Source organism: Veillonella orientalis, assembly GCF_018406505.1.
GTDB classification, from domain to species: domain Bacteria; phylum Bacillota; class Negativicutes; order Veillonellales; family Veillonellaceae; genus Veillonella; species Veillonella nakazawae.
This window is the reverse complement of sequence record NZ_AP022322.1, coordinates 268,890-289,071: the sequence shown is the minus strand read 5'-3', so window position 1 is coordinate 289,071 and position 20,182 is coordinate 268,890. Positions and strand designations below refer to the sequence as shown.

General features: G+C 38.4%; 21 protein-coding genes. 8 read left to right on the top strand and 13 right to left on the bottom strand.

Features of this window, described 5'->3' with window-relative positions:
• Positions 1-73: 73 nt before the first annotated feature.
• Positions 74-940 (bottom strand): DMT family transporter, encoded by an 867-nt coding sequence (locus VEIS1202513_RS01205; RefSeq protein WP_156719693.1) that lies wholly within the window; start codon positions 938-940, stop codon positions 74-76.
• A 376-nt stretch (positions 941-1,316) separates the two neighbouring features.
• On the opposite strand from VEIS1202513_RS01205, the gene pflB reads away from it, so the two are divergent.
• From pflB to pflA, 3 genes are all read left to right on the top strand, one after another.
• Positions 1,317-3,434, top strand: coding sequence for a formate C-acetyltransferase (pflB, locus tag VEIS1202513_RS01200; RefSeq protein WP_213467614.1), 2,118 nt, complete (start codon positions 1,317-1,319; stop codon positions 3,432-3,434).
• 75 nt (positions 3,435-3,509) lie between these two features.
• A complete protein-coding gene (gene grcA3, locus VEIS1202513_RS01195) occupies positions 3,510-3,749 on the top strand; it encodes an autonomous glycyl radical cofactor GrcA3 (protein ID WP_024066082.1) in 240 nt (79 codons plus the stop codon).
• A gap of 12 nt (positions 3,750-3,761) precedes the next feature.
• Positions 3,762-4,538 carry a pyruvate formate-lyase-activating protein gene (gene pflA, locus VEIS1202513_RS01190; protein ID WP_213467613.1) on the top strand — a complete coding sequence of 259 codons (777 nt, stop codon included), beginning with the start codon at positions 3,762-3,764 and terminating at the stop codon, positions 4,536-4,538.
• 213 nt (positions 4,539-4,751) lie between these two features.
• On the opposite strand, the gene VEIS1202513_RS01185 is transcribed toward pflA, so the two are convergent.
• Entirely contained in the window at positions 4,752-5,705 is a 954-nt protein-coding gene (locus VEIS1202513_RS01185) for a 2-hydroxyacid dehydrogenase (RefSeq protein WP_213467612.1), read from the bottom strand.
• Between the two features lie 369 nt (positions 5,706-6,074).
• Here VEIS1202513_RS01185 and alr point away from each other — a divergent pair, with 369 nt between their 5' ends.
• On the top strand, positions 6,075-7,187 hold the full coding sequence (gene alr / locus VEIS1202513_RS01180) for an alanine racemase (protein WP_060923896.1): 1,113 nt from the start codon (positions 6,075-6,077) through the stop codon (positions 7,185-7,187).
• Between the two features lie 515 nt (positions 7,188-7,702).
• Here the strand turns inward: alr and VEIS1202513_RS01175 are convergent.
• The 3 genes from VEIS1202513_RS01175 to VEIS1202513_RS01165 all read right to left on the bottom strand — a co-directional run bounded on the left by VEIS1202513_RS01175 (position 7,703) and on the right by VEIS1202513_RS01165 (position 9,908).
• Positions 7,703-7,981 carry a PepSY domain-containing protein gene (locus tag VEIS1202513_RS01175; RefSeq protein ID WP_156719696.1) on the bottom strand — a complete coding sequence of 93 codons (279 nt, stop codon included), beginning with the start codon at positions 7,979-7,981 and terminating at the stop codon, positions 7,703-7,705.
• 158 nt (positions 7,982-8,139) lie between these two features.
• Entirely contained in the window at positions 8,140-8,832 is a 693-nt protein-coding gene (locus tag VEIS1202513_RS01170) for a ribonuclease E (RefSeq protein WP_213467611.1), read from the bottom strand.
• A gap of 512 nt (positions 8,833-9,344) precedes the next feature.
• Positions 9,345-9,908, bottom strand: a complete 564-nt coding sequence (locus VEIS1202513_RS01165; protein ID WP_213467610.1) for a PepSY domain-containing protein — start codon at positions 9,906-9,908, stop codon at positions 9,345-9,347.
• Positions 9,909-10,064: 156 nt separating this feature from the next.
• Here VEIS1202513_RS01165 and fliB point away from each other — a divergent pair, with 156 nt between their 5' ends.
• Positions 10,065-10,979 carry a flagellin lysine-N-methylase gene (gene fliB / locus VEIS1202513_RS01160; protein WP_213467609.1) on the top strand — a complete coding sequence of 305 codons (915 nt, stop codon included), beginning with the start codon at positions 10,065-10,067 and terminating at the stop codon, positions 10,977-10,979.
• Between the two features lie 20 nt (positions 10,980-10,999).
• Here fliB and VEIS1202513_RS01155 read toward each other — a convergent pair whose 3' ends face one another.
• The 7 genes from VEIS1202513_RS01155 to VEIS1202513_RS01125 all read right to left on the bottom strand — a co-directional run bounded on the left by VEIS1202513_RS01155 (position 11,000) and on the right by VEIS1202513_RS01125 (position 16,364).
• Positions 11,000-11,608: a hypothetical protein gene (locus tag VEIS1202513_RS01155; protein ID WP_213467608.1), complete on the bottom strand. Its 609-nt coding sequence runs from the start codon at positions 11,606-11,608 to the stop codon at positions 11,000-11,002.
• A 148-nt stretch (positions 11,609-11,756) separates the two neighbouring features.
• Positions 11,757-12,386, bottom strand: a complete 630-nt coding sequence (locus VEIS1202513_RS01150) for a hypothetical protein (protein ID WP_213467607.1) — start codon at positions 12,384-12,386, stop codon at positions 11,757-11,759.
• A gap of 15 nt (positions 12,387-12,401) precedes the next feature.
• A complete protein-coding gene (locus tag VEIS1202513_RS01145; protein ID WP_156719702.1) occupies positions 12,402-13,085 on the bottom strand; it encodes a hypothetical protein in 684 nt (227 codons plus the stop codon).
• A gap of 180 nt (positions 13,086-13,265) precedes the next feature.
• Positions 13,266-13,937, bottom strand: coding sequence for a hypothetical protein (locus tag VEIS1202513_RS01140; protein ID WP_156719703.1), 672 nt, complete (start codon positions 13,935-13,937; stop codon positions 13,266-13,268).
• A gap of 162 nt (positions 13,938-14,099) precedes the next feature.
• Complete coding sequence (locus tag VEIS1202513_RS01135) at positions 14,100-14,669, bottom strand: hypothetical protein (protein ID WP_213467606.1); 570 nt, start codon at positions 14,667-14,669, stop codon at positions 14,100-14,102.
• An 11-nt stretch (positions 14,670-14,680) separates the two neighbouring features.
• Positions 14,681-15,286, bottom strand: a complete 606-nt coding sequence (gene fic / locus VEIS1202513_RS01130) for a protein adenylyltransferase Fic (RefSeq protein WP_213467605.1) — start codon at positions 15,284-15,286, stop codon at positions 14,681-14,683.
• Positions 15,287-15,458: 172 nt separating this feature from the next.
• Positions 15,459-16,364: a metal ABC transporter substrate-binding protein gene (locus VEIS1202513_RS01125; protein ID WP_129823615.1), complete on the bottom strand. Its 906-nt coding sequence runs from the start codon at positions 16,362-16,364 to the stop codon at positions 15,459-15,461.
• A 147-nt stretch (positions 16,365-16,511) separates the two neighbouring features.
• Between VEIS1202513_RS01125 and VEIS1202513_RS01120 the strand changes: the two genes are divergently transcribed.
• From VEIS1202513_RS01120 to VEIS1202513_RS01110, 3 genes are all read left to right on the top strand, one after another.
• A complete protein-coding gene (locus VEIS1202513_RS01120) occupies positions 16,512-17,333 on the top strand; it encodes a metal ABC transporter ATP-binding protein (protein ID WP_213467604.1) in 822 nt (273 codons plus the stop codon).
• The gene (locus tag VEIS1202513_RS01115) at positions 17,326-18,144 is read left to right on the top strand and encodes a metal ABC transporter permease (RefSeq protein ID WP_129823613.1); all 819 of its coding nucleotides are present in this window, start codon (positions 17,326-17,328) and stop codon (positions 18,142-18,144) included. Before VEIS1202513_RS01120 ends, VEIS1202513_RS01115 begins: the two co-directional genes overlap by 8 nt.
• Positions 18,145-18,272: 128 nt before the next feature.
• Positions 18,273-18,680, top strand: coding sequence for a Fur family transcriptional regulator (locus tag VEIS1202513_RS01110; protein WP_060923908.1), 408 nt, complete (start codon positions 18,273-18,275; stop codon positions 18,678-18,680).
• Between the two features lie 104 nt (positions 18,681-18,784).
• Here VEIS1202513_RS01110 and VEIS1202513_RS01105 read toward each other — a convergent pair whose 3' ends face one another.
• Positions 18,785-20,125, bottom strand: coding sequence for an anaerobic C4-dicarboxylate transporter (locus VEIS1202513_RS01105; RefSeq protein ID WP_156719708.1), 1,341 nt, complete (start codon positions 20,123-20,125; stop codon positions 18,785-18,787).
• Positions 20,126-20,182 lie beyond the last annotated feature (57 nt).

Sequence of the window (20,182 nt, the reverse complement as noted above, 5' to 3'; positions counted from 1 at the left end):
CAAAAAGGACCTCAACAGAAATGTTGAGGTTCTTTTCGTATCTATATACTTTTGGTCCTTTACATCAAACCTATCATCTATATCGATTAAATAAGAACAATGATCCTAGTATAATGGGCGCTCCAATATAGAGTCCCATATTAGGATATTCTCCTAATAAAAAGGCTGCTACTACGGCTGCCACAATTGGCGAGATATACATAAAATTGGTTACATCCGAAACTTTTTCAGCATGTTCAAAGGCATAGCTCCAGAATACGAATCCTAATGCACTGGAAAAGAATGCTAGGTATATCATAGCAAGCTTCGCAGTAATTGGTGCAGCTCCAATCATTTCAATAGCATGATCTGCAAAAGGTAGTGCCATAATGGCACCTGTGAACATGGACCACATAGCGATAGTAATAGAGTCATAACCTTTCAGACTAAGCCCGCGATTTAGAATATTATAAACCGCAAATAGTATCATACCAATCAACGTCCATATGGCCCCCATTGGAATGGTCAGAGTGGAATTCCAAAGGATAATGATGGCTACCCCTACAAAAGCAGTTATAGTGAAGAGCCAACCTATAGGGCGTATTCTATCCTTATAGACTACCAATGCCATCAGTGCTGTTGTCATTGGTGTTAAAGCCATAATAATACTAGATGTAGCGGCCGGTATTGTTCGCAATCCCTCATTAAACACAATTTGATAAACGAAGTTACCTGTAGCGCCTAACAAAATGTATATACCCCATTCACGCCAAGATGTAGGGATGTGTAATCCCTTAAATACACCAATAATTAGCATGAGTATAGCACCACCTACAACCCTCGCTACAGAGAGTGTCAGTGCGTCTACTGATTGCAAAGCCAACTTACCAAAAGGAAAGGCTGTTGCCCATACAGCGATTGTGGCAGATGCCCCTAAAACAGCTTTCATACGATTTGTCATTAGCATCTACCTTTCTACACAATTCCATAATCAATACTATCTAAATATTACCATAATAAGGCCATACAATTCCAAGAAGATACATCACAACATATCGAACACTCTCTATTTATTGATATAAATTTTCATTATTTAAAGATAATATAATAATTGATTCTTCAAAATCCAAACTCAAATAAATCAAGTAATTAGTTATACTTTCAATGTATTTATATAGTGTTTTCAATATTATTATATTACAAATAACATCCATTCTTACGAAAATCGCATAGTATGTATTGAAAATATATATCATTTAAAATTTGTTAAATCAGGACAAACATTGTACACTATAGGCATAGAAATCTATAGTTATATCCTTTTATGGAGGTGCAAAATGCAACATACTGCATGGAAAGATTTTAACACAGGTGTGTGGGATAAAGCCGTTGATGTACGCGACTTTATTCAAAGAAACTATATTCCCTATGAAGGGGACGATTCCTTCCTTGCTGGTCCTACAGAAAGAACGACAAAATTATGGGATCAAGTAATGAAGCTTTACGAGGAAGAACGTGAAAAAGGCGGCATGCTCGATGCCGATACTTCCGTGGCCACACACATTACTGCCCATGCGCCAGGATATATCGACAAAGACCTCGAAACAATCGTTGGTTTGCAAACTGATAAACCACTAAAACGCGCTATGTTCCCTTATGGTGGCTTGCGTACAGCAAAATCTGCTATTGAAGAATACGGCTTCAAAATGGATCCGCAAACAGAAGACTTCTTCAAAAAGCACCGTAAAACTCACAATGATGGCGTATTTGATGTATATACACCTGAAATGCGTGCCGCTCGTACAGCTCACATTGTAACTGGTTTGCCTGATGCTTACAGTCGTGGCCGTATTATCGGTGACTATCGTCGTATCGCGTTGTATGGTATTGATTACCTCATCGAAGATAAAAAAGAACAATTCAGCATCACAATGGGCGATATGTTGGAAGAAGTAATTCGCGACCGCGAAGAAATCCAAGAACAAATCCGTTCCTTGAAAGAATTGAAGGAAATGGCCGCATCTTATGGTTACGACATTTCTGGACCAGCTAAAGACGTTAAAGAAGCTATGCAATGGATTTACTTCGGCTACCTTGGCGCTATTAAAGAGCAAAACGGTGCTGCTATGTCCATCGGTCGTAACTCTACATTCCTAGACATCTACGCAGAACGTGACCTTCGCAACGGTACATATACAGAAGAACAAATCCAAGAGTTCGTAGATCACTTTATCATGAAATTGCGCATGGTTCGTTTCGCACGTATCCATGAATACAATAACTTGTTCACAGGTGATCCTGTTTGGACTACAGAATCCATCGGTGGTATGGGTACTGACGGTCGTACATTGGTTTCCAAAATGTCCTTCCGTTACCTACATACATTGACTAACCTTGGTCCTGCTCCAGAACCAAACCTCACTGTATTGTGGTCCCCTCGCATGCCTATCGGCTTCCGCCGCTTCTGTGCGAAATTGTCCATCGAAACATCTTCCATCCAATACGAAAATGACGACTTGATGCGTCCTAACTCTGGTGATGACTACGCTATCGCATGTTGCGTATCTCCAATGCGTATTGGTAAAGAAATGCAATTCTTCGGCGCTCGTTCCAACTTGGCTAAATGCTTGCTTTATGCAATCAATGGCGGCGTTGACGAAAAATTAAAGAAGCAAATTGGTCCTAAATACCGCCCTATCACTTCCAAATACTTAGAATTCGACGAAGTATGGGAAAAATTCGACGACATGATGGAATGGTTGGCAGGCGTATACGTAAACGCATTGAACATCATTCACTACATGCACGACAAATATGCTTATGAAAAACTAGAAATGGCATTGCATGACCGCAAAGTAACTCGTTGGTTTGCAACTGGTATTGCTGGTTTATCCGTAGTAGCTGACTCCTTGTCTGCTATTAAATATGCTAAGGTAAAACCTATTCGCGACGAAAACGGCATTGCTGTTGATTTCGAAATCGAAGGTGACTTCCCTAAATATGGTAACGATGACGATCGTGTAGATAGCTTGGCAGCAAAAGTTGTTTCCACATTTATGAACAAGATTCGTAAACATCCTACATACCGTCAATCCGTTCCTACTATGAGCTTGTTAACAATTACTTCCAACGTAGTATATGGTACTGCAACAGGTTCCACTCCAGATGGTCGTAAAGCTGGTGAAGCTTTCGCTCCTGGTGCTAACCCAATGCATGGTCGTGATACTCACGGTGCTATTTCTTCGTTGGCATCCGTAGCAAAAATGCCATGGCGTGATAGCTCCGATGGTATTTCCAATACCTTCTCTATCATTCCTGACGCATTAGGTAAATCTGGTGAAACATTTGTGTCCGTTAGCGATTTTGATATTGAGTTAGATCCATCTCAATTGCCTAACTCCAATACAAACTTCGCGTGTAGCGAACCGAATGTTACTATAAAGGAAGATAATTAACGTCTTCCATAGTATCGGACTGCTTTCACCGGCACCGATACGAGTGTTAGTCTTGGTTGAAAGGAGGCAATACCCATGAGCAACCAACAACAAGTTGATAACTTGGTAGAGTTATTGGATGGCTACTCCCAAAAAGGCGGTCATCATTTGAACGTTAACGTGTTCACTCGTGAAACATTGTTAGACGCTCAAAAACATCCTGAGTTGTACCCTCAATTAACTGTTCGTGTATCTGGTTACGCAGTGCACTTCAGCAAATTGACAAAACAACAACAGGACGAAGTTATTTCCCGTACATTCCATCAACAAATCTAATCGAGGTTTCCTATGACAGGACGTATTCATTCGGTTGAAACGATGGGTACGGTTGATGGTCCAGGCATGCGCATGGTGGTTTTTCTCCAAGGATGCCCCATGCGTTGTGCTTATTGCCACAATCCCGACACATGGAATGAAAGTAGCGATGATGTTAAATTTATGACTGTTGAGGAATTGTGGGACCAGTACGAACGTAACCGCCAATTTTATACTAATGGTGGTATCACCGTCACAGGTGGGGAAGCTCTAATGCAAATCGACTTTGTTACTGAGCTTTTCACATATTTCCGTGAAAAAAACGTCCATACCTGTTTAGATACAAGTGGAATTTGTTTTGATCCCCACCAAGAGGTGGCCTACCGTAAGCTACTCAGTGTCACTAGTCTCGTCATCCTGGACCTTAAAGAGATTGATTCTGATAAACATCTGTGGTTAACAGGCAAACCGTTAGAGCCCATTCTTGGGTTTGCTCGATTGACAGCAGACGTAGAAGTTCCCATTTGGGTTCGTCACGTTGTAGTTCCTACGATTACAGATAATGCAGATCATCACTATCGTCTAGGCTTTTTCCTAGGATCTCTGAAAAACTTACAAGCCGTTGATTGCTTACCATATCACGTTATGGGTACTGCTAAATATAAGGAGTTAGGTCTCACCTATCGCCTAGAGGGCATACCGGCTGCAACAAAAGATTTAGCGGCTAAAGCGACAAGAACCGTGGTGGAAGGCATCAAGGCCTATCGACGCCATTGGTGGAGTCCCATCAAAACACAACATCAATCATAATCAAGTTTGAGGATAACTACCTCCCTTGATATATATACACATATATATTAAAAACTTGATCTATGATAGCCCTAAACAATAGAGCCGCCCCCACACAACCAGGGACGGCTCTTATTGTATTTATAGATTGTTTTATTTTCTATTATTTATATACTGATTTTTGTATGTTCAGTTCATCATTTCCTTTGACAGCCTATTTATTTAATATCTATTTTATTTAGATACTACATTAATTGGTTCACCTTTGAAGAATGCTTGTACATTGTCACGAATGATGCCTACCAAGCGTTGACGTGTTTCAAGACCTTTCCAGCCCATATGAGGTGTAATAATAACATTATCCAGTGTATATAGAGGACTATCTTCTGCTGGAGGTTCCACCTCTTGTACATCAAGGCCTGCACCGGCAATGCGTTTAGCCGCTAATGCTTCACAAAGGTCAGCTTCATTAATGAGAGGCCCACGGCCAGTATTTACGATGACTGCACTAGTTTTCATTTTGCTGATAGCTTCTTTATTAATCATGTACTTAGTTTGTTCATTCAATGGGCAATGCAATGTAATATAATCACTATTTTCAAGTAATTCATCAAGACTTACATAACGAATGCCATCTCCATCAGCCTTTGGTGTGCGCGTATGAACCAAGACATTCATACCCAGTGCTTTTGCTACTTTGATAACTTCCATACCGATGTGACCAGCACCAACAACCCCTAATGTTTTACCATTCACTTCTGTGTGGCTCACTTGTAAATATTTTGTGAAATTACTGCGATCACCTTTAGCAAGCATGCTGATTTGTTTCTGCATGGTAGATGCAAAATTGAGGATCATCATAATTACCGTATGTGCCACGCGTTCAGTACTGTACGCTGGGATGTTGCACACAGTGATGCCTCTTTCCTTTGCTGCATTAAGGTCGATATTATTATATCCTGTACCCGCTTCTACGATGAGTTTTACAGTATCTGGGAATTGTGAAAGCAAATCAGCCCCTACGGGTAATTCTTTTGTAACTACAACGCGAGCCCCTTGAATGCGTTCAATAAGCTCTTCATTTGTACTATCATCATAAACCTGTACATCACTAGATAACACAGAAAAATCTAATGCATGGTCATAATTCATTTTACCTGCGTTTACCACTACCACACGTTCGCTCATGAGAACCTCCTACATAGATACTATATTATATATTTATAAATTCCAAACCTACAAGTAATCTGGCTATGTTCACGATGTTAGATGATTACAATTTTGTCTAAATCATTCATAATCAATCTATTAGCTAGAAAAAGCATATATCATACTCTATTATAAATTATACTATTATTTATATAAATTTATACTATTAATATCACAGCTAACAATATTAATTAGTATACTTTCACAATTATTGTATATAATATATGCAGAAAAGCTATAAAATTCAAAATAATACCAATATTTCTGTATAAAACTTTCACAAAAGTATTGTGTAATTCCCCAAAAGTTATAAAATAAAAGTAATGTTATATAGAATTGAGGAATACCATGAGACCTACCTATTTGACCATAAATACAAGTCTCGTTCGCGAGAATTTGCGCAAAATTAAAGATAGTTTACCGGAATGGAGCACATCCACCGCTGTTATCAAAGCCAATGGCTATGGCCACGGCAGTGTTATGATGGGCCGTATTGCCGTTGAGGAAGGTTATGAATCCTTAGCCGTTGCCATTCCTGAAGAATCTGTTCCGCTTCGCAATGCAGGTATTATGGTACCAATCTACCTACTAGGTCTCACACGGCCACAATCTTTTGAGCTTGTAGCAGACACGAATTCCATCCCTGCCGTATGCGAATCTACCGATTTAGATGCCCTCGATAAAGTAGCGGAAAACCACGATATGATTATTCGCGTTGCTGTCGCTGTCGATACAGGCATGCATCGTATTGGTATCAAGCCTGAAGATGCTGTTGAGTTTATCAAACGCGTTGAATCCTATGAAAATCTTGAAGTAGACGGTTTCTTTTCTCATATGAGTAACGCCGATGCGGCGGATCAAAGCCACGCTCATGGGCAGGCGCAAAAGTTCCATAAAATGGTCGATGAAATTCGTGCATTTAGACCTGATGCGGACTATCGCTTCTCCCTTGCCAATAGTGCTGGGTTGTTATCCGTAAAAGATAGCTTGTTCACCGATGCCCGTCCTGGTATTATTCAGTATGGCATTATGCCATCCCTTGATGTACCAAATCGATTAGGGTTAAAACCAGTCCTCTCCTTCCATAGCGAAGTAGTACATGTACAGCGACTAGAAGCAGGTGAAGGTATCGGTTATGGTTCTACCTATGTAACACCTGAACCAATGACGATTGCTACCATTCCTGTAGGCTATGCAGATGGATATCCTCGTAGCTTATCCAACCGCGGTACAGTCCTCATTCATGGCACACGTTGTCCTGTAGTGGGTCGCATCTGTATGGACCAATTCATGGTGGCCGTTCCAGATACGATTACTGTACAACCAGGTGACAAGGTTGTGCTCCTAGGTTCTCAAGGTCATGAAAGCATCTCTGCACTTGAGATTGCCGCCCTTGCCTCTACAATTCCTTATGAAATCTTTTGTGGTTTCTCAGAACGCGTGCCTCGACAATACATATAAAAGGCTAACTATTGTTACTAATAGTAAATGCTCCATATACCAAAAGCGCAGATATGAATTGTATCTGCGCTTTTTCAATTTTTACTATGTATTTTCCTTATATGGTATATCTTTATATTAAATTAACATAGAAAAAGCCCGTAATACATGCAGCGGTCTACATGTATTACGGGCTTTCCTGCTCTCCTATACCTAGCGTACTGTAAAGCAGTTACGTTCTTATTGTGAGAGAGAGTATTATATACCAAGTATATAATCTTATGATTGGGAGGGAACCACAATGCATAAGGGGCCCTCTGAACGACAGACGGCATAGGAGAGAGTCAATGTTTGTCTATCCAATCCAGAGGGCTGCGTGTGTGTAATTGTTTATTGTGTGTGTAAGTGTATTGTGTATGTGTGTAAGTGTATTGTGTATGTGTGTAAGTGTATTATGTATGTGTGTATAGTATTATGTGTTTAGTGTTCGTGTATTAAAGGGGTTTGCTTTACAGTAGGATAGGCTTAGGATTAGCTTATTTTACGGCCATACCTGTTTTAGCATCCAATGCGATGGATACAGGTTTGTTTTGTGCATCATGGAACTCTACAGTATATATAGGTTTACCATTTTGGTTCACTACAGACCAAGAGTTAATACCAGTTGCTACATTACCAGTTTGTGCGAAGGCTGCATTGATCGCCACATGTGGAGGTAACACAGTACCGGCATCAATAGCACTAGCTTCCATGGATGCATCATATGCTTTAGGAGCACCTTCAGTTACATTACCAGTTGCCACATCTAAAGTCATGGAATGGGCACCACTAGCATTGAAACCGTCTACTTCATAAATAGCAGTTTTGTCGGCAGCTTTGAAGGATACTTTAGTAATCTTAGAGTCGCCATATTTATTTTCAAATTGATCGATTAAATAATTCGCACCAATTACGAAAATACTATTTTGATCGACTACGCCTGCTTGCTTACTTGTTGTGCTAGGTTGTGATTTTCCACTTTTAGAGTTTTTTTTTCCTCTTTAGTAGTTTCTTTTTTGTCAGCTTTTTTATCTGCTTTTACTTCTTTAGTTTCTTTTACAGCTTTATCAGCTTTAACTGCTTTGTCAGCTTTTACTTTAGGCGCTTTGTGTGCTTGCGCTTTTTTAGTATTTTTTTCGTCTTTATTAGCTTCTACTTTTTTATCTGCTGCACGTACTACTTTAGCTTCGCTAGGAGCTTTTGCTACTGCTGCAGTTTCAATTGTAGGAGTTGCTGCTGCTGGATTAGCTGCTGCTGGAACTACAGTGTCTTGAGCAACTGGAGCTTTTACATCTTGAGTTGCTGTTGGAACTGGTGTAGTATCTTTAGCTGCTGGTGTAGCTGGAGTCACTTCAACTTTAGCTGCTGTAGGTACTACTTTAGATGTTGTAGGAGCTACTTCTGCTTTAGCTGCTACTGGAGCTACTTCTGTTTTAGCTGCTGGAGTCACTTGAATGGTAGGAACTACTTGATGAGTAGCAGGTTCTGCGACAGGAGCTGTAGTAGCTGCTACCTCTTGAGTTACAGGAACTGGTGTTGCTTGTTCAGCTGCTGTTACTGCTACAGTAGCACCAAATACGCCAGCTACTGCTAAAGCAATACTGCTTTTCAAAATAGATTTTTTCATAATATCCTCCTTGATAATTCATATATATGCAATCTTACGCATATATATTTCAACCAACTCGGTGTCATCGTTATAGTTCCAAAACATATATCTAGCGTGGACTGTAGATATATAGTCTGGAAACTCCCGATATATTTGAGTTCTGTCTTTTGACTGGACACATATTATCGATAATCTATGAAATAAAAATGTAGAACTCACCGGTCTAGCTTATTTTGGGGTGAGAATAAAATGAATTTATATGTAATTTCAATGAATTTCTATAGTAGTCGATTTACAACTAAGTATTCTATGAACTAACTCTAAAAAGCCTTTTTCCCCATAAATAAAGGAACAAAAGACACTCATTGTAATTCTCATAATGTAAATATCCCCTTTCATGAGCAAATGTTCACAAAAAACTCCTTAAAACTATCCTTTTCTACAAAAAAAGATAATTTTAAGGAGTTTAATTCTTATATTTAAGATAATAAGTCTTCTACTATTAAGTTATATTTACTAGTCACCATAGTTTAGTCGTCAAATTTAACAGACAACAACGTACCATTCATAGCATCAATACGTACATCAACCTCTTTGTCGCCTTCTGTACCGAAGCTAACTTTGTATACTATTTTACCTTTATCATATTGTACAGACCACTCATTAAGGCTTGTCGCTTTGCCTTGTGTTTGAGCATAAGCAAAGTTAACTACCGCTGCTGGTGGTAAGATTTCACGAGGATCAAAGGATTTTTTCTTTAAGGATTTATGGAAGTCACCTTCACGTTTTTCAAAGATTTGATTTGTTGCATAGATATAAGTGAGCTCATATTTACCACTTTCATCAAAACCTTCTACATCATATCTAATTTGACCACCATCCGCATCAAAAGCGATTTCAGTGATAGCTGCATTTGGATGATTTTGAATAAATGCATTTAATAAACCATTTGCACCTACAATTGCTGCATGGTTTCCATCAACAACTGCAATAGTTGGTTCTACTGCTACTAAAGGCGCCGCACTTGCAGTTGGCATACCAAACACTGCTGCCAAGGCTAATACAAGGCTACCTTTTATAAATAAGGATTTCATAGGCTCCTCCATCTCTCAAACAGGACCATAGTGTATATATACAATTATACACTAAATCGATACGATTTATTAATCTTTATTTATAATATTAATGCATAGTCCACTGCCCTATGATACAATGCACGTAGAATATTTTTTACTACAAGTGAGACCATTATGATTTCAATATATCCTACTATATATCACACATTTCAATGCAAAGCAGATCGATGTGAAAATACATGCTGCCAACTGTGGACCATCGATATTGACGAGACCACTGCTGAACGCTATCATGCCATGACAGGACCTCTTGGTGAAAGCTTACGACAAGCCATCACTGTCGATGCCGAAGGTAGCCATTTCGTCTTTTCTAAAGAACAACCTATGTGTCCGTTACTCAATGAAAATGGCCTCTGTAAGGTGGTGCTCGAACTAGGTGAAGAAGGCCTATGCGATACATGTCACATGCATCCGCGATTTTATAAATATATTGAGGACCTCGAGCTATGTGGGGTTGGTTTATCCTGTGAAGCATCGGTAGAACTGCTAGCAGAAGACATGCAGTCTAATCAAGTAATCTTTACTATTGAAGACGATAACGGCGAATTTAGTCCTGATGAACGTTTAACTATTCAGAATATATTTGAACTATTAGCCTTTGATATAGATCCAGCACTATTTCAATATATTCCATCCCCTGACGCACAGTATTATACAAGACTATTAGATCTATATAGTACAACAGAGCCTATCGATGAAGAATGGACTGCACAAATCAGTGCATTATCTCATGATATAGATAAACTCACTACCTCTGTTCAAACCTATGTTGCCACTCACGATATGGGGCTATTCAATAAGGTATTCCAATACATCTTATATCGTCAAATCGATATGCTAGCAGATTATTCTTTAGAAGCCATCCTTTCCTATGCTAAGGATGGTGTGGAATACATACTTATGACAAGTGCCCTCGAAGGCTCTCCACTTAAACAAGTGGCAAGATGGTCCCAACAAATCGAATACGACGAAGATAATGTAGAACTGCTATTACAACATTATGAAGCAACAAAAAACCTCCTAGTATAAACTAGGAGGTTTTTATATAGTTACGCAAACAGTATGCGCATAATCCAGTTATATAAAAGATTTATAATAAATAATACCACATAAACAGCCCCTACTGTAAGAGGCTCTACTTTCATAATACGAGATAAAAGCATAACGGCCACATAGATAACGGCACAAACATAGGCTAGTGCTAAAGGAACTAATAGGATCATCAAAAATGGCGTAATATAAATGCAAATAATAGATACCAAAATTAATGCTAATCCCAGTGCCCCGGTATAGCCTTCCACATAAGCAGTGCCCATTAATACTTGCTTGAAATCAAACTCACGCTCTAAAAGAACACTCAGTAATTTCCACAGTATAAAGCTACCAACAAACCAATATATACCAAGGCCTAATATCTCTCTCAATATAGAAAATATGCCATATACAGCAGGAATAAAGCCAAATAAAAAACCACCAAAGGTCATGGCCAAAGGTAACAGAACAATACCTAAAGCAAAGCCTAAAATATGAGTGGCACACCAACCGGCAAGGCCAGCTTTAATACCCTTTTCTAAGGTACCAAACCAGAAGATTTCATCTATTCCCTTCTTCGGTGAACGCACCAGCAGGGATATTTCTCGTAAAAATGTCGTATCCATAACTAACTCCGCTCTCAACTATACTATAAATTTAATTATATCATAAATCCCCAGATTTAAATTATATATAATTAATTTTAATATAAATTAAACGATAAAAAAACCGCAAGACTTTCATCTTGCGGTTATACTACAGTATGGTCTTAAATTATTTAACTAGCGTATGTACAAAGCGGATCCATTGAGGCAATACCGATACTGATAGCAAAGCCACAACAAACATAACAATATATGTTTTAACGATTCCTAGATTAACATAGCGGCGCATGAGTTGTGCCCCAATAAAAACAGCGTAATACTGACTAAACATGGTAACAAGATAGGCCATATCACCTACGTATTTCGGTATAGATAAATAGAACAATATAAGACCCACTATATGAACCAATACCAATACTACGGTACGGAGTGCATTCGTATAAGCTAAGCCATAAATATAGTTCTGCATTACTCCCTTATAGGTACCTGTGCCTCCTAACAATATAAGTAATCGCCAAATAACGAAAGCTCCTAGGATAATCTGAAAAATTAAAAACGATGCATTTCCGAAGGCACTCACTATATCAAAATGTGTTAACCCTGTCATCCGTTTTATGCCTAATGCGGGAGATACGGCTTTCACTATCAAAGGCAACGCATAAGTCATTACATATAATACAACGGTAGATGTTATGAGATTTAAAATTGCGCGAGCATAGGATCCATTTCTAATAATATTTTGAAAGGATTGTTCACTTAATTTCGTGAATAAATGCAATATATCCTTATACCAAGTCATAATGCTCCTTATCTGTTATCGAGTTAATGTATATAGTACTTCACACAACAAAGCCACTAGAATGGCAAGCAACATAATGCTTAGGCCTTCATAAGCACTACCATCAATACAAGCCCCTGCAATACGTCCCATGGTCTGTAGTAACAATACAGTACTAAGAATGCATAATACAATCATACAAAAACCAATAATAGCTTGTAGCAGAATTGGTATGGTCGTAAGAATCAACATAATACCTGCCGTAAGAGTGATCATAGCTACTACTAATTGAGCAAAGGCCATCATATGTAAAACCCCAGTGACTACGCCGCGGATATAGAACTTACGTTTTTGTATTATCGCATAGCCTATAACAATGCCAGACACGAGGGCCGCTTTTAAAATTACCCATGCAAACCGACCGATATTCCAAAACTCACGCGGTTTACTTAAGTGTTCAAAAAAGACTTGTATCTCATGTTGACCTACGGGAAGAGAAAACATTTGCCACTTCACTAATAGTGATGAGTTGCGTATCAAAGCACGTATAGCATCTAAATATACACTTTCACCGACGATGGTAAATTGATAGCATATGAGCGTCAATACGAGCATCCAAGCAAGCTGTCCATAGGTAACATCATAGTGGTACATTCGTGGATTTTTTTCTTCAATGGGGTTTAATAAGCGATATACGAACTCTACTAAACCTGCCATCATACCTCTCACCACCTTTTACTCAACAAGAATAGCACCATTCCATATAGAATGATGCCGCACACAACACAAGATTACGAATTTCTAACAATAATTTTATTTTTAATTCATACTCTGTTCATTATTATAGCACAAAAGCAAGGTATAATCATACCTTGCTTTCATATTTTTCATGCTATGTAATTATCTAGATGTAGCAAGCATAACCATGCCTACCAATATGCCAATAAAGGCCACAGGAATTAAAGATGCCAAAATTCCAATACCAAAAGTCGCAAGTCGTCCCTTTTCAATTTGACGTCCCATAAGTGATAAGCTGACCCACAAAAACCAAATAAAAGTGCCTAGATTGACGATTTGGAAAAAATAATTAAATATGGTTAATCCAAGCGTTGATGATGCCTCATAAAAGCCTAATCCCTTTGCTATGATAACCAGCATAATCTCAAGGAGTCCTATCATTATTGATAGAAACTGAGTATATGCACTTTGATACCAACAGATTTTTAAAACAGATTCGTAATTAGTATGGGCCCCAAACTTATTAGCTACCTGACTAAAAATAACAGAATAAATTGCTAAAACAAAAAACGTACCTATCAAACCAAGCGTTAAGGACATTACACCTTGACCAGCAAATCGGCCTATAACACTACCCAGTTTCACTATATGAGCACCAAATACATAAGCCAATAGCAACTCTGTAATAGCAGAAAATACTAAAGTTATCGCAACCATGGCTACCGTTGCAGCAAAACCGCGTTGAATTGTACCAAATTCAACAATCTCTGGAATGCCACGTTTAAAAGGCTCTCTAATCAAAGCCCAAAAATCTAAATACCATTTTCGTTCCATATGTTCCCCTCCAAAACATCTAAAGCACATATTTTTATCATTGTAGCATAATACACTTTTAAATTAAATATAAATTCATTATAAATTATCCAAATAAATATAGTAATAAAAAAGTTGATAGACACCTATTAGCATCTATCAACATTTCTATTACATATGTATTTAAAGAGACATGGACAATATAATACCGCCAGCACCAAAGATGAAAGATACTATATAAAAGGAAATCCCAGTGATCCAAGGACTTAATCCAAATTGCTTAGACATAAGCTGAGCCATAACAAAGACGTTAAAGAGCTCTATCGTACTTAATCCGCCCGCCCCACCTCGAATTTGTAAGTTTAATAAGAGATAAATAGGTGCAGCAAAAAGCACAAAAATTAAATGAATCCAACCAGCAATACAAGTATTCAAAAGTAAGTCTGCTACTAGTTGCTTATATGTAACCTGCCCCTTAAAGATCTTGAAAATACCATATAAAATACCAGAAGATGCGAGAACAAATGCTACAATTCCAAGTACATATCCAACGATAGGCACTACCTCAATCTCTACGGGGCTTATAATCTCCCAAATAAATGTTTTAAAAAATGGGCTTTTGGAGAAAATTAGCGATAATATATGTAACCCCAAGTCAGTTATGATTGCTGATATAACAGCTAATAATAACATATTCTTAATAGTGATTAAATGCATCCATTTTTCTATATAAGGACCAAACAAACCATTCATAATACTATACCTTATAAATCCTCACTCTTAAATAATTGATAGCCTTCAAAATAATAACTATGGTCAAGGCCTTTCATAAATAATTCTCGATTATTGATATCACTTGTAAGCGCCTTAGCTAGAACAGTTTTAATTTCTAAATCATTTACTGGACTTCGCTCCATAGCAGATAAATATTTTTCCTTATCAATTTGACTCCAGTCTATAGTCTTTAGTAATTCTGTACACAGCATATGATCAAGCCATAATCGCATACTCCGCCCATTACCTTCTCTAAAAGGATGGGCTACATTCATTTCAACATATTTTTCTATAATTTCATCAAAGGTAGATTGCGGCATATCTTCAATAGTTTTAACCGCTTCAGCAAGATACATGACAGGAACAAAGCGGAAATTTCCTTTTGCAATATTCACAGTCCGCAATGTACCAGCAAAATCATATATATCTTGAAATAATATAGTATGTATTTTTTGCAAGGTAGTCCACGTACCACTAGGCATATCATTAAGTAAGTTTTTTTCAAACAATGTTGTTGCCGCTTTTTTACTTATTCGTTCTTCTTCTCTAGCCAATGTTGGGGAATCGGCAATCCCCAATCTATTAGTGATAACCATGTTGGACCTCCTTTTTATTTTATCTCGTAATATATATTATACTATATTCGTTAAACTTTAGTTGAAACTAACATAGCATACAAATAAAAAAGCAGCCCTTTGTTTTGTACCCCCTTTACTGATTGTCCAGTAAAGGGGATGCAGTTCATTTTAGGGCTGCTTTTCATTCATCTTATTTCAAAGATGCTGCAATTTTTGTAAGGTTTTCATCCATACGTTCTAAGTATGTTTTATTATCTTCGTTACTTTCGATTGTGTAAATAGTTTCTACCTTAGCACCAACTTCGCTTGCCAAAGTCTTGGATACTTCTGGGCTAGCCATTTCTTCTGCGAAGATAGTAGTGATATTGTTTTCTTTACAATACTTGATGAGTTCTGCCAATTGCGCTGCATTTGGTTCGCCTTCAGCAAATACATCTTCTACACTATTTTGTTCCAAACCAAAGTCACGACATAAGTACGCAAATGCTGCATGACCTGTAACAAAGTTTTTATGAGGCGCTTGTGCAAATTGACCTTCATATTTCTTAATCATTTCATCAAGTTTAGCTACGTAGTCATTGTAATTCTTTTCGTAGTAATCCTTATTAGCTGGGTCAGCTTTTACAAAAGCATCTTTAATATTTTTCACTTCGATTTTTGCATTTTTTAAAGATAACCATGCATGAGGATCTTCTGCGCCATGTTCCTTAATTTCTTCAGGATCAGTATTTTTGATAGCTTCTACGCCCTCTGTAGCAACAACAGTGATGAGCTTGCTGTTTTTAGCCGCATCAATCGCTTGTTGTGCCCAAGGTTCCATACCGAAACCGTTGTACACGAATACTTGAGCTGTTGCCAATTGTTTCATATTGTCAGGTTTCAACTCAAAATCATGGGGCTCTACGCCATCTGGAATAATAGTAGATACCTCTACCTTGTCACCGCCAATAGCCTTTGCAAATTCAGCCATTGCATTAAAACTTGTTACCACTTGGATCTTCTTACTTGCTTGTTCCTTCGGTGCATCATTGCCACAGCCTGCAAATAGAGCGGCCATCATGATGCCTACAACTAACAAAACTAGTTTTTTGACCATCGTAGTCCTCCTTTTGTTAATCCTGATCGCTATGCATTCATAGAATATTAATCATTCTATAGTTGCAGTTGCGACTCAGTTGCATTTGTAATATAGTTATAGTATAAACTTACTCAAGATTTTGTCAATTAGAAAAGTGGTTTTTATATGTTATCTATTGAACATCTTTATTTTTCCTATCAAGGTCAGCCACCTTATGTGTTGAATGACCTTAACTTACATATTCACAGTGGTGATTATATATCCATCGTTGGGGACAATGGGTCTGGTAAAAGTACCCTTCTACGTCTCATCTTAGGGTTCCTGAAACCTGTGAAAGGCTCTATCAAGCGAGATACAAACAACATTCGCTACGTATCTCAAAAGAATGATTTCTCTCATGCAGGCTTCCCTATTACGGTAAAAGAAATACTTGATTCCTACCGTAAGCTATTAAAAATTAAAGATAAACATGAAGTAGATCGTGTCTTAGAACTCACCAATATGATGGAGTTCAAAGACCGTTTAATTAGCAAACTATCTGGTGGTCAAGCACAGCGCGTATCTATCGCTCGTGCCCTCATCGGTAATCCTGACCTCATCATACTTGATGAACCATCTACTGGTGTTGACCGTAAAAGCCAAGAAGGCATTTACTCACTCCTCTGCGAATTAAATCAAGTTCATCACATTACGATTATCTCGGTGGAACATAACCTTGAAATGGCCTTAGCCAATTCAACTAATATTTACCATATCGCAAATGGACAAGGTCATCTTTGCTCCCCTGAACAATACGCTTGTGAAATTATGCACAGCACAGGACGCAATCCTATGGATCACGAAAGCTGCGTTTGCTTCACAGATGTAACAACTCAGGCTCAGGCTCAGGCTCAGGCTCAGGCTCAGGCTCAGGCTCAGGCTCAGGCTCAGGCTCAGGCTCAGGCTCAGGTCGATGATACTACAACTAAGGAGGTGCACCATGTTTAGTTATGATTTCATGCAAAATGCCTTCTTCGTAGCTATCTGCATTTCTCTATTATGTCCATGTATTGGTATTTTCATGGTACTTCGTCGGTCTAGTATGATTGGCGACACCATGAGCCACGCATCGCTAGCAGGTATTACATTAGGCTTATTAACAAATACGAATCCTATCTTAGGAGCATTTATCTTTACTGCTATTTGCGGTGCCCTTATCGAGTTCTTGCGAAAATATTTTTCTCACCATCTCGATCTGATTCTTACTATTATCTTATCTCTTAGCATCGGTACAGCTATTACCCTTATTAGTTCAGGTAAATTAAAAGCTAACGCCAATGTATTCTTCTTTGGCAGTATCTTAACCGTAAACACTACGGATATGATTAGTATTGCAGCCCTAACAATTCTATCTGTTTTAACCTTATATTTCTTATATAACTCACTTCTTTACATCGCTTATGATGAAGAGGCAGCTCGTGTAGCCGGTGTTAAGGTTGATTTTATCAATTACATCTTTGCCATCTTAATGGCTGCGGCCGTATCCATTTCTATTAAAATCGTTGGTGTTCTCGTATTAAGTGCTATGATTGCCTTGCCTGTAGCATCGGCATTACAACTAGAAAAAGGATTTAGAACGACATTACTCTGTTCTATTGGATTTAGTTTGCTAGCCATGATTATCGGCCTCTTCGGATCCTACTATCTCAATGTAGCTCCAGGTGGTTTTGTATCGCTAATATCAGTTGCAATTCTACTCGTAGTATTAGTCATTAAAAATATCAGAACCATCCTACGCCGTATGCAATTTAGCAAGTAAACAAAGATAATCATCAATATATAGATAGCTATTCTATTAGCAAAATAAGATGGCTATCCTGTGCAAAAAAATTATCTACTTATACTTGTATAACAAGTTTAGTATTAAAACAGAATCGAAAGAGCGTTATGAATACAACAAGTTGGCCTGAAGGCATAAAAAAAACCAAACAGCGCGAAGCCATTTGGTCCGTATTAACAACTACAGATAAACCTATTACGGCTATGGAAATCGCAGAGCGATTAGGCGATGGTAGCACTACATGGATGTCTACTATTTACCGCACTCTTGAGCTGTTAGAAACAAAGGAAATCGTTACCCGTACAACACTCATGGGTAGCGATATGGCATATTATGAAATTACACCGCATACACACCGCCACTATGCAGTGTGTACAAAATGTGGAGCCATGATACCTCTGCACACATGCCCTGTTGTAGAAATGCCACAGGAATTAATTGATGCAGGCTTTACGGTGACGGAGCATCATTTGGAAATTGCCGGAACATGTAAAGATTGTAAGAATAAAGGTTAATAAAAACTCTCTAAATAAATCAAACAAAAAGGACGTAACTTTTGAAAGTTACGTCCATTTCTTATTTGAATATGTTTGAATTAGCCTTATTTAGCTTTTACCAACTACAGCATCAATGGAGCCACTACAAAGCCAAGTGCTACTGCGATAGCAATGGATAGTACACCAGGGATGAAGAACGGATGATTAAATACGAGCTTACCGATTCGTGTTGAGCCAGTATCGTCCATTTGTACAGCCCCTAAAAGTGTTGGGTATGTAGGCAATACGAAAAGTGCAGATACAGCTGCGAAGGATGCGATGATAATGTATACGGATCCTGGGTTCTCTGGAGTAATACCGAGAGCTAGAATTACAGCTGGTACCAATGCTTGCGTAGTTGCCGCTTGGCTATACAACAATGTACTAGCAAAGAAGAATGCTACGGCTAATAGGAATGGATACGCTGTTACCAAGCTAGATGCTAGAGCTTTGATTTCAGGGATATGACCTTTTACGAAAGTATCACCCAACCATGCTACACCTAATACGCAGACACATGCGGATAAACCGGATTTAAATGTGCTTGTATTAACAAGTTGTGCTGTATCAATCTTACAGAAGAATGTAATAGCAGCCGCAATAATCATCATGAATCCAACGATGGCATCATTTCGACCGAAGATAACTGGTTTAATAAGACCAATGTTCTTGGAGATGGCAGTTGCATAGAATACGATACAAATAATACCAATCAAGAAAATCAATACAGAAGTTTTCGCACCTGGTTTCAAGTGGAAATCAGCACTCTTTTCACGAGGTGGAGCCACATGACCTGCTGCCAAACGTTCTTGGTATACTGGATCAGAAGACAAATCATTATTCGCAAATGTAGACATAACAAAGGCAGTAATCATAACTGCTACGAATGTTGTAGAAATACAAATAGCGAGTAATGTTGGGTAGTTTACACCGAATGGTTCAAGGAAACCACTCATAGCAACAACTGCTGCAGATACTGGGCTCGCTGTAATAGCGATTTGGCTCGCTACAACGGCGATGGATAAAGGTACAGATGGCTTAATGTTTTCACTTTTTGCCACCTCTACGATTACCGGAATCATAGAAAATGCTGTATGACCAGTACCAGCCAACAGAGTTAAGAAATACGTTACTGTTGGTGCTAAATAGTTGATGTGTTTAGGGTTTTTGCGCAAAATATTTTCCGCAATACGCACCAAATAATCAAGACCACCGGCTAACTGTAAGGCACAGATGGCAGCGATAGCAGACATGATGATGAGAATTACATCCCACGGAATCTGTCCAGGGAACATACCCATACCAAGGCTTAACAATACTACCCCAAGGCCGCCAGCGTAACCGATGCCCATACCACCGAGGCGAACACCAAGGAAGATGGCACCAAATAAAATAATAACTTGCATAATTACATAAATGTCCATACGATGACCTCCTTTATACATATATAGTATCATAGATATGCAGAAATATCATCGAAT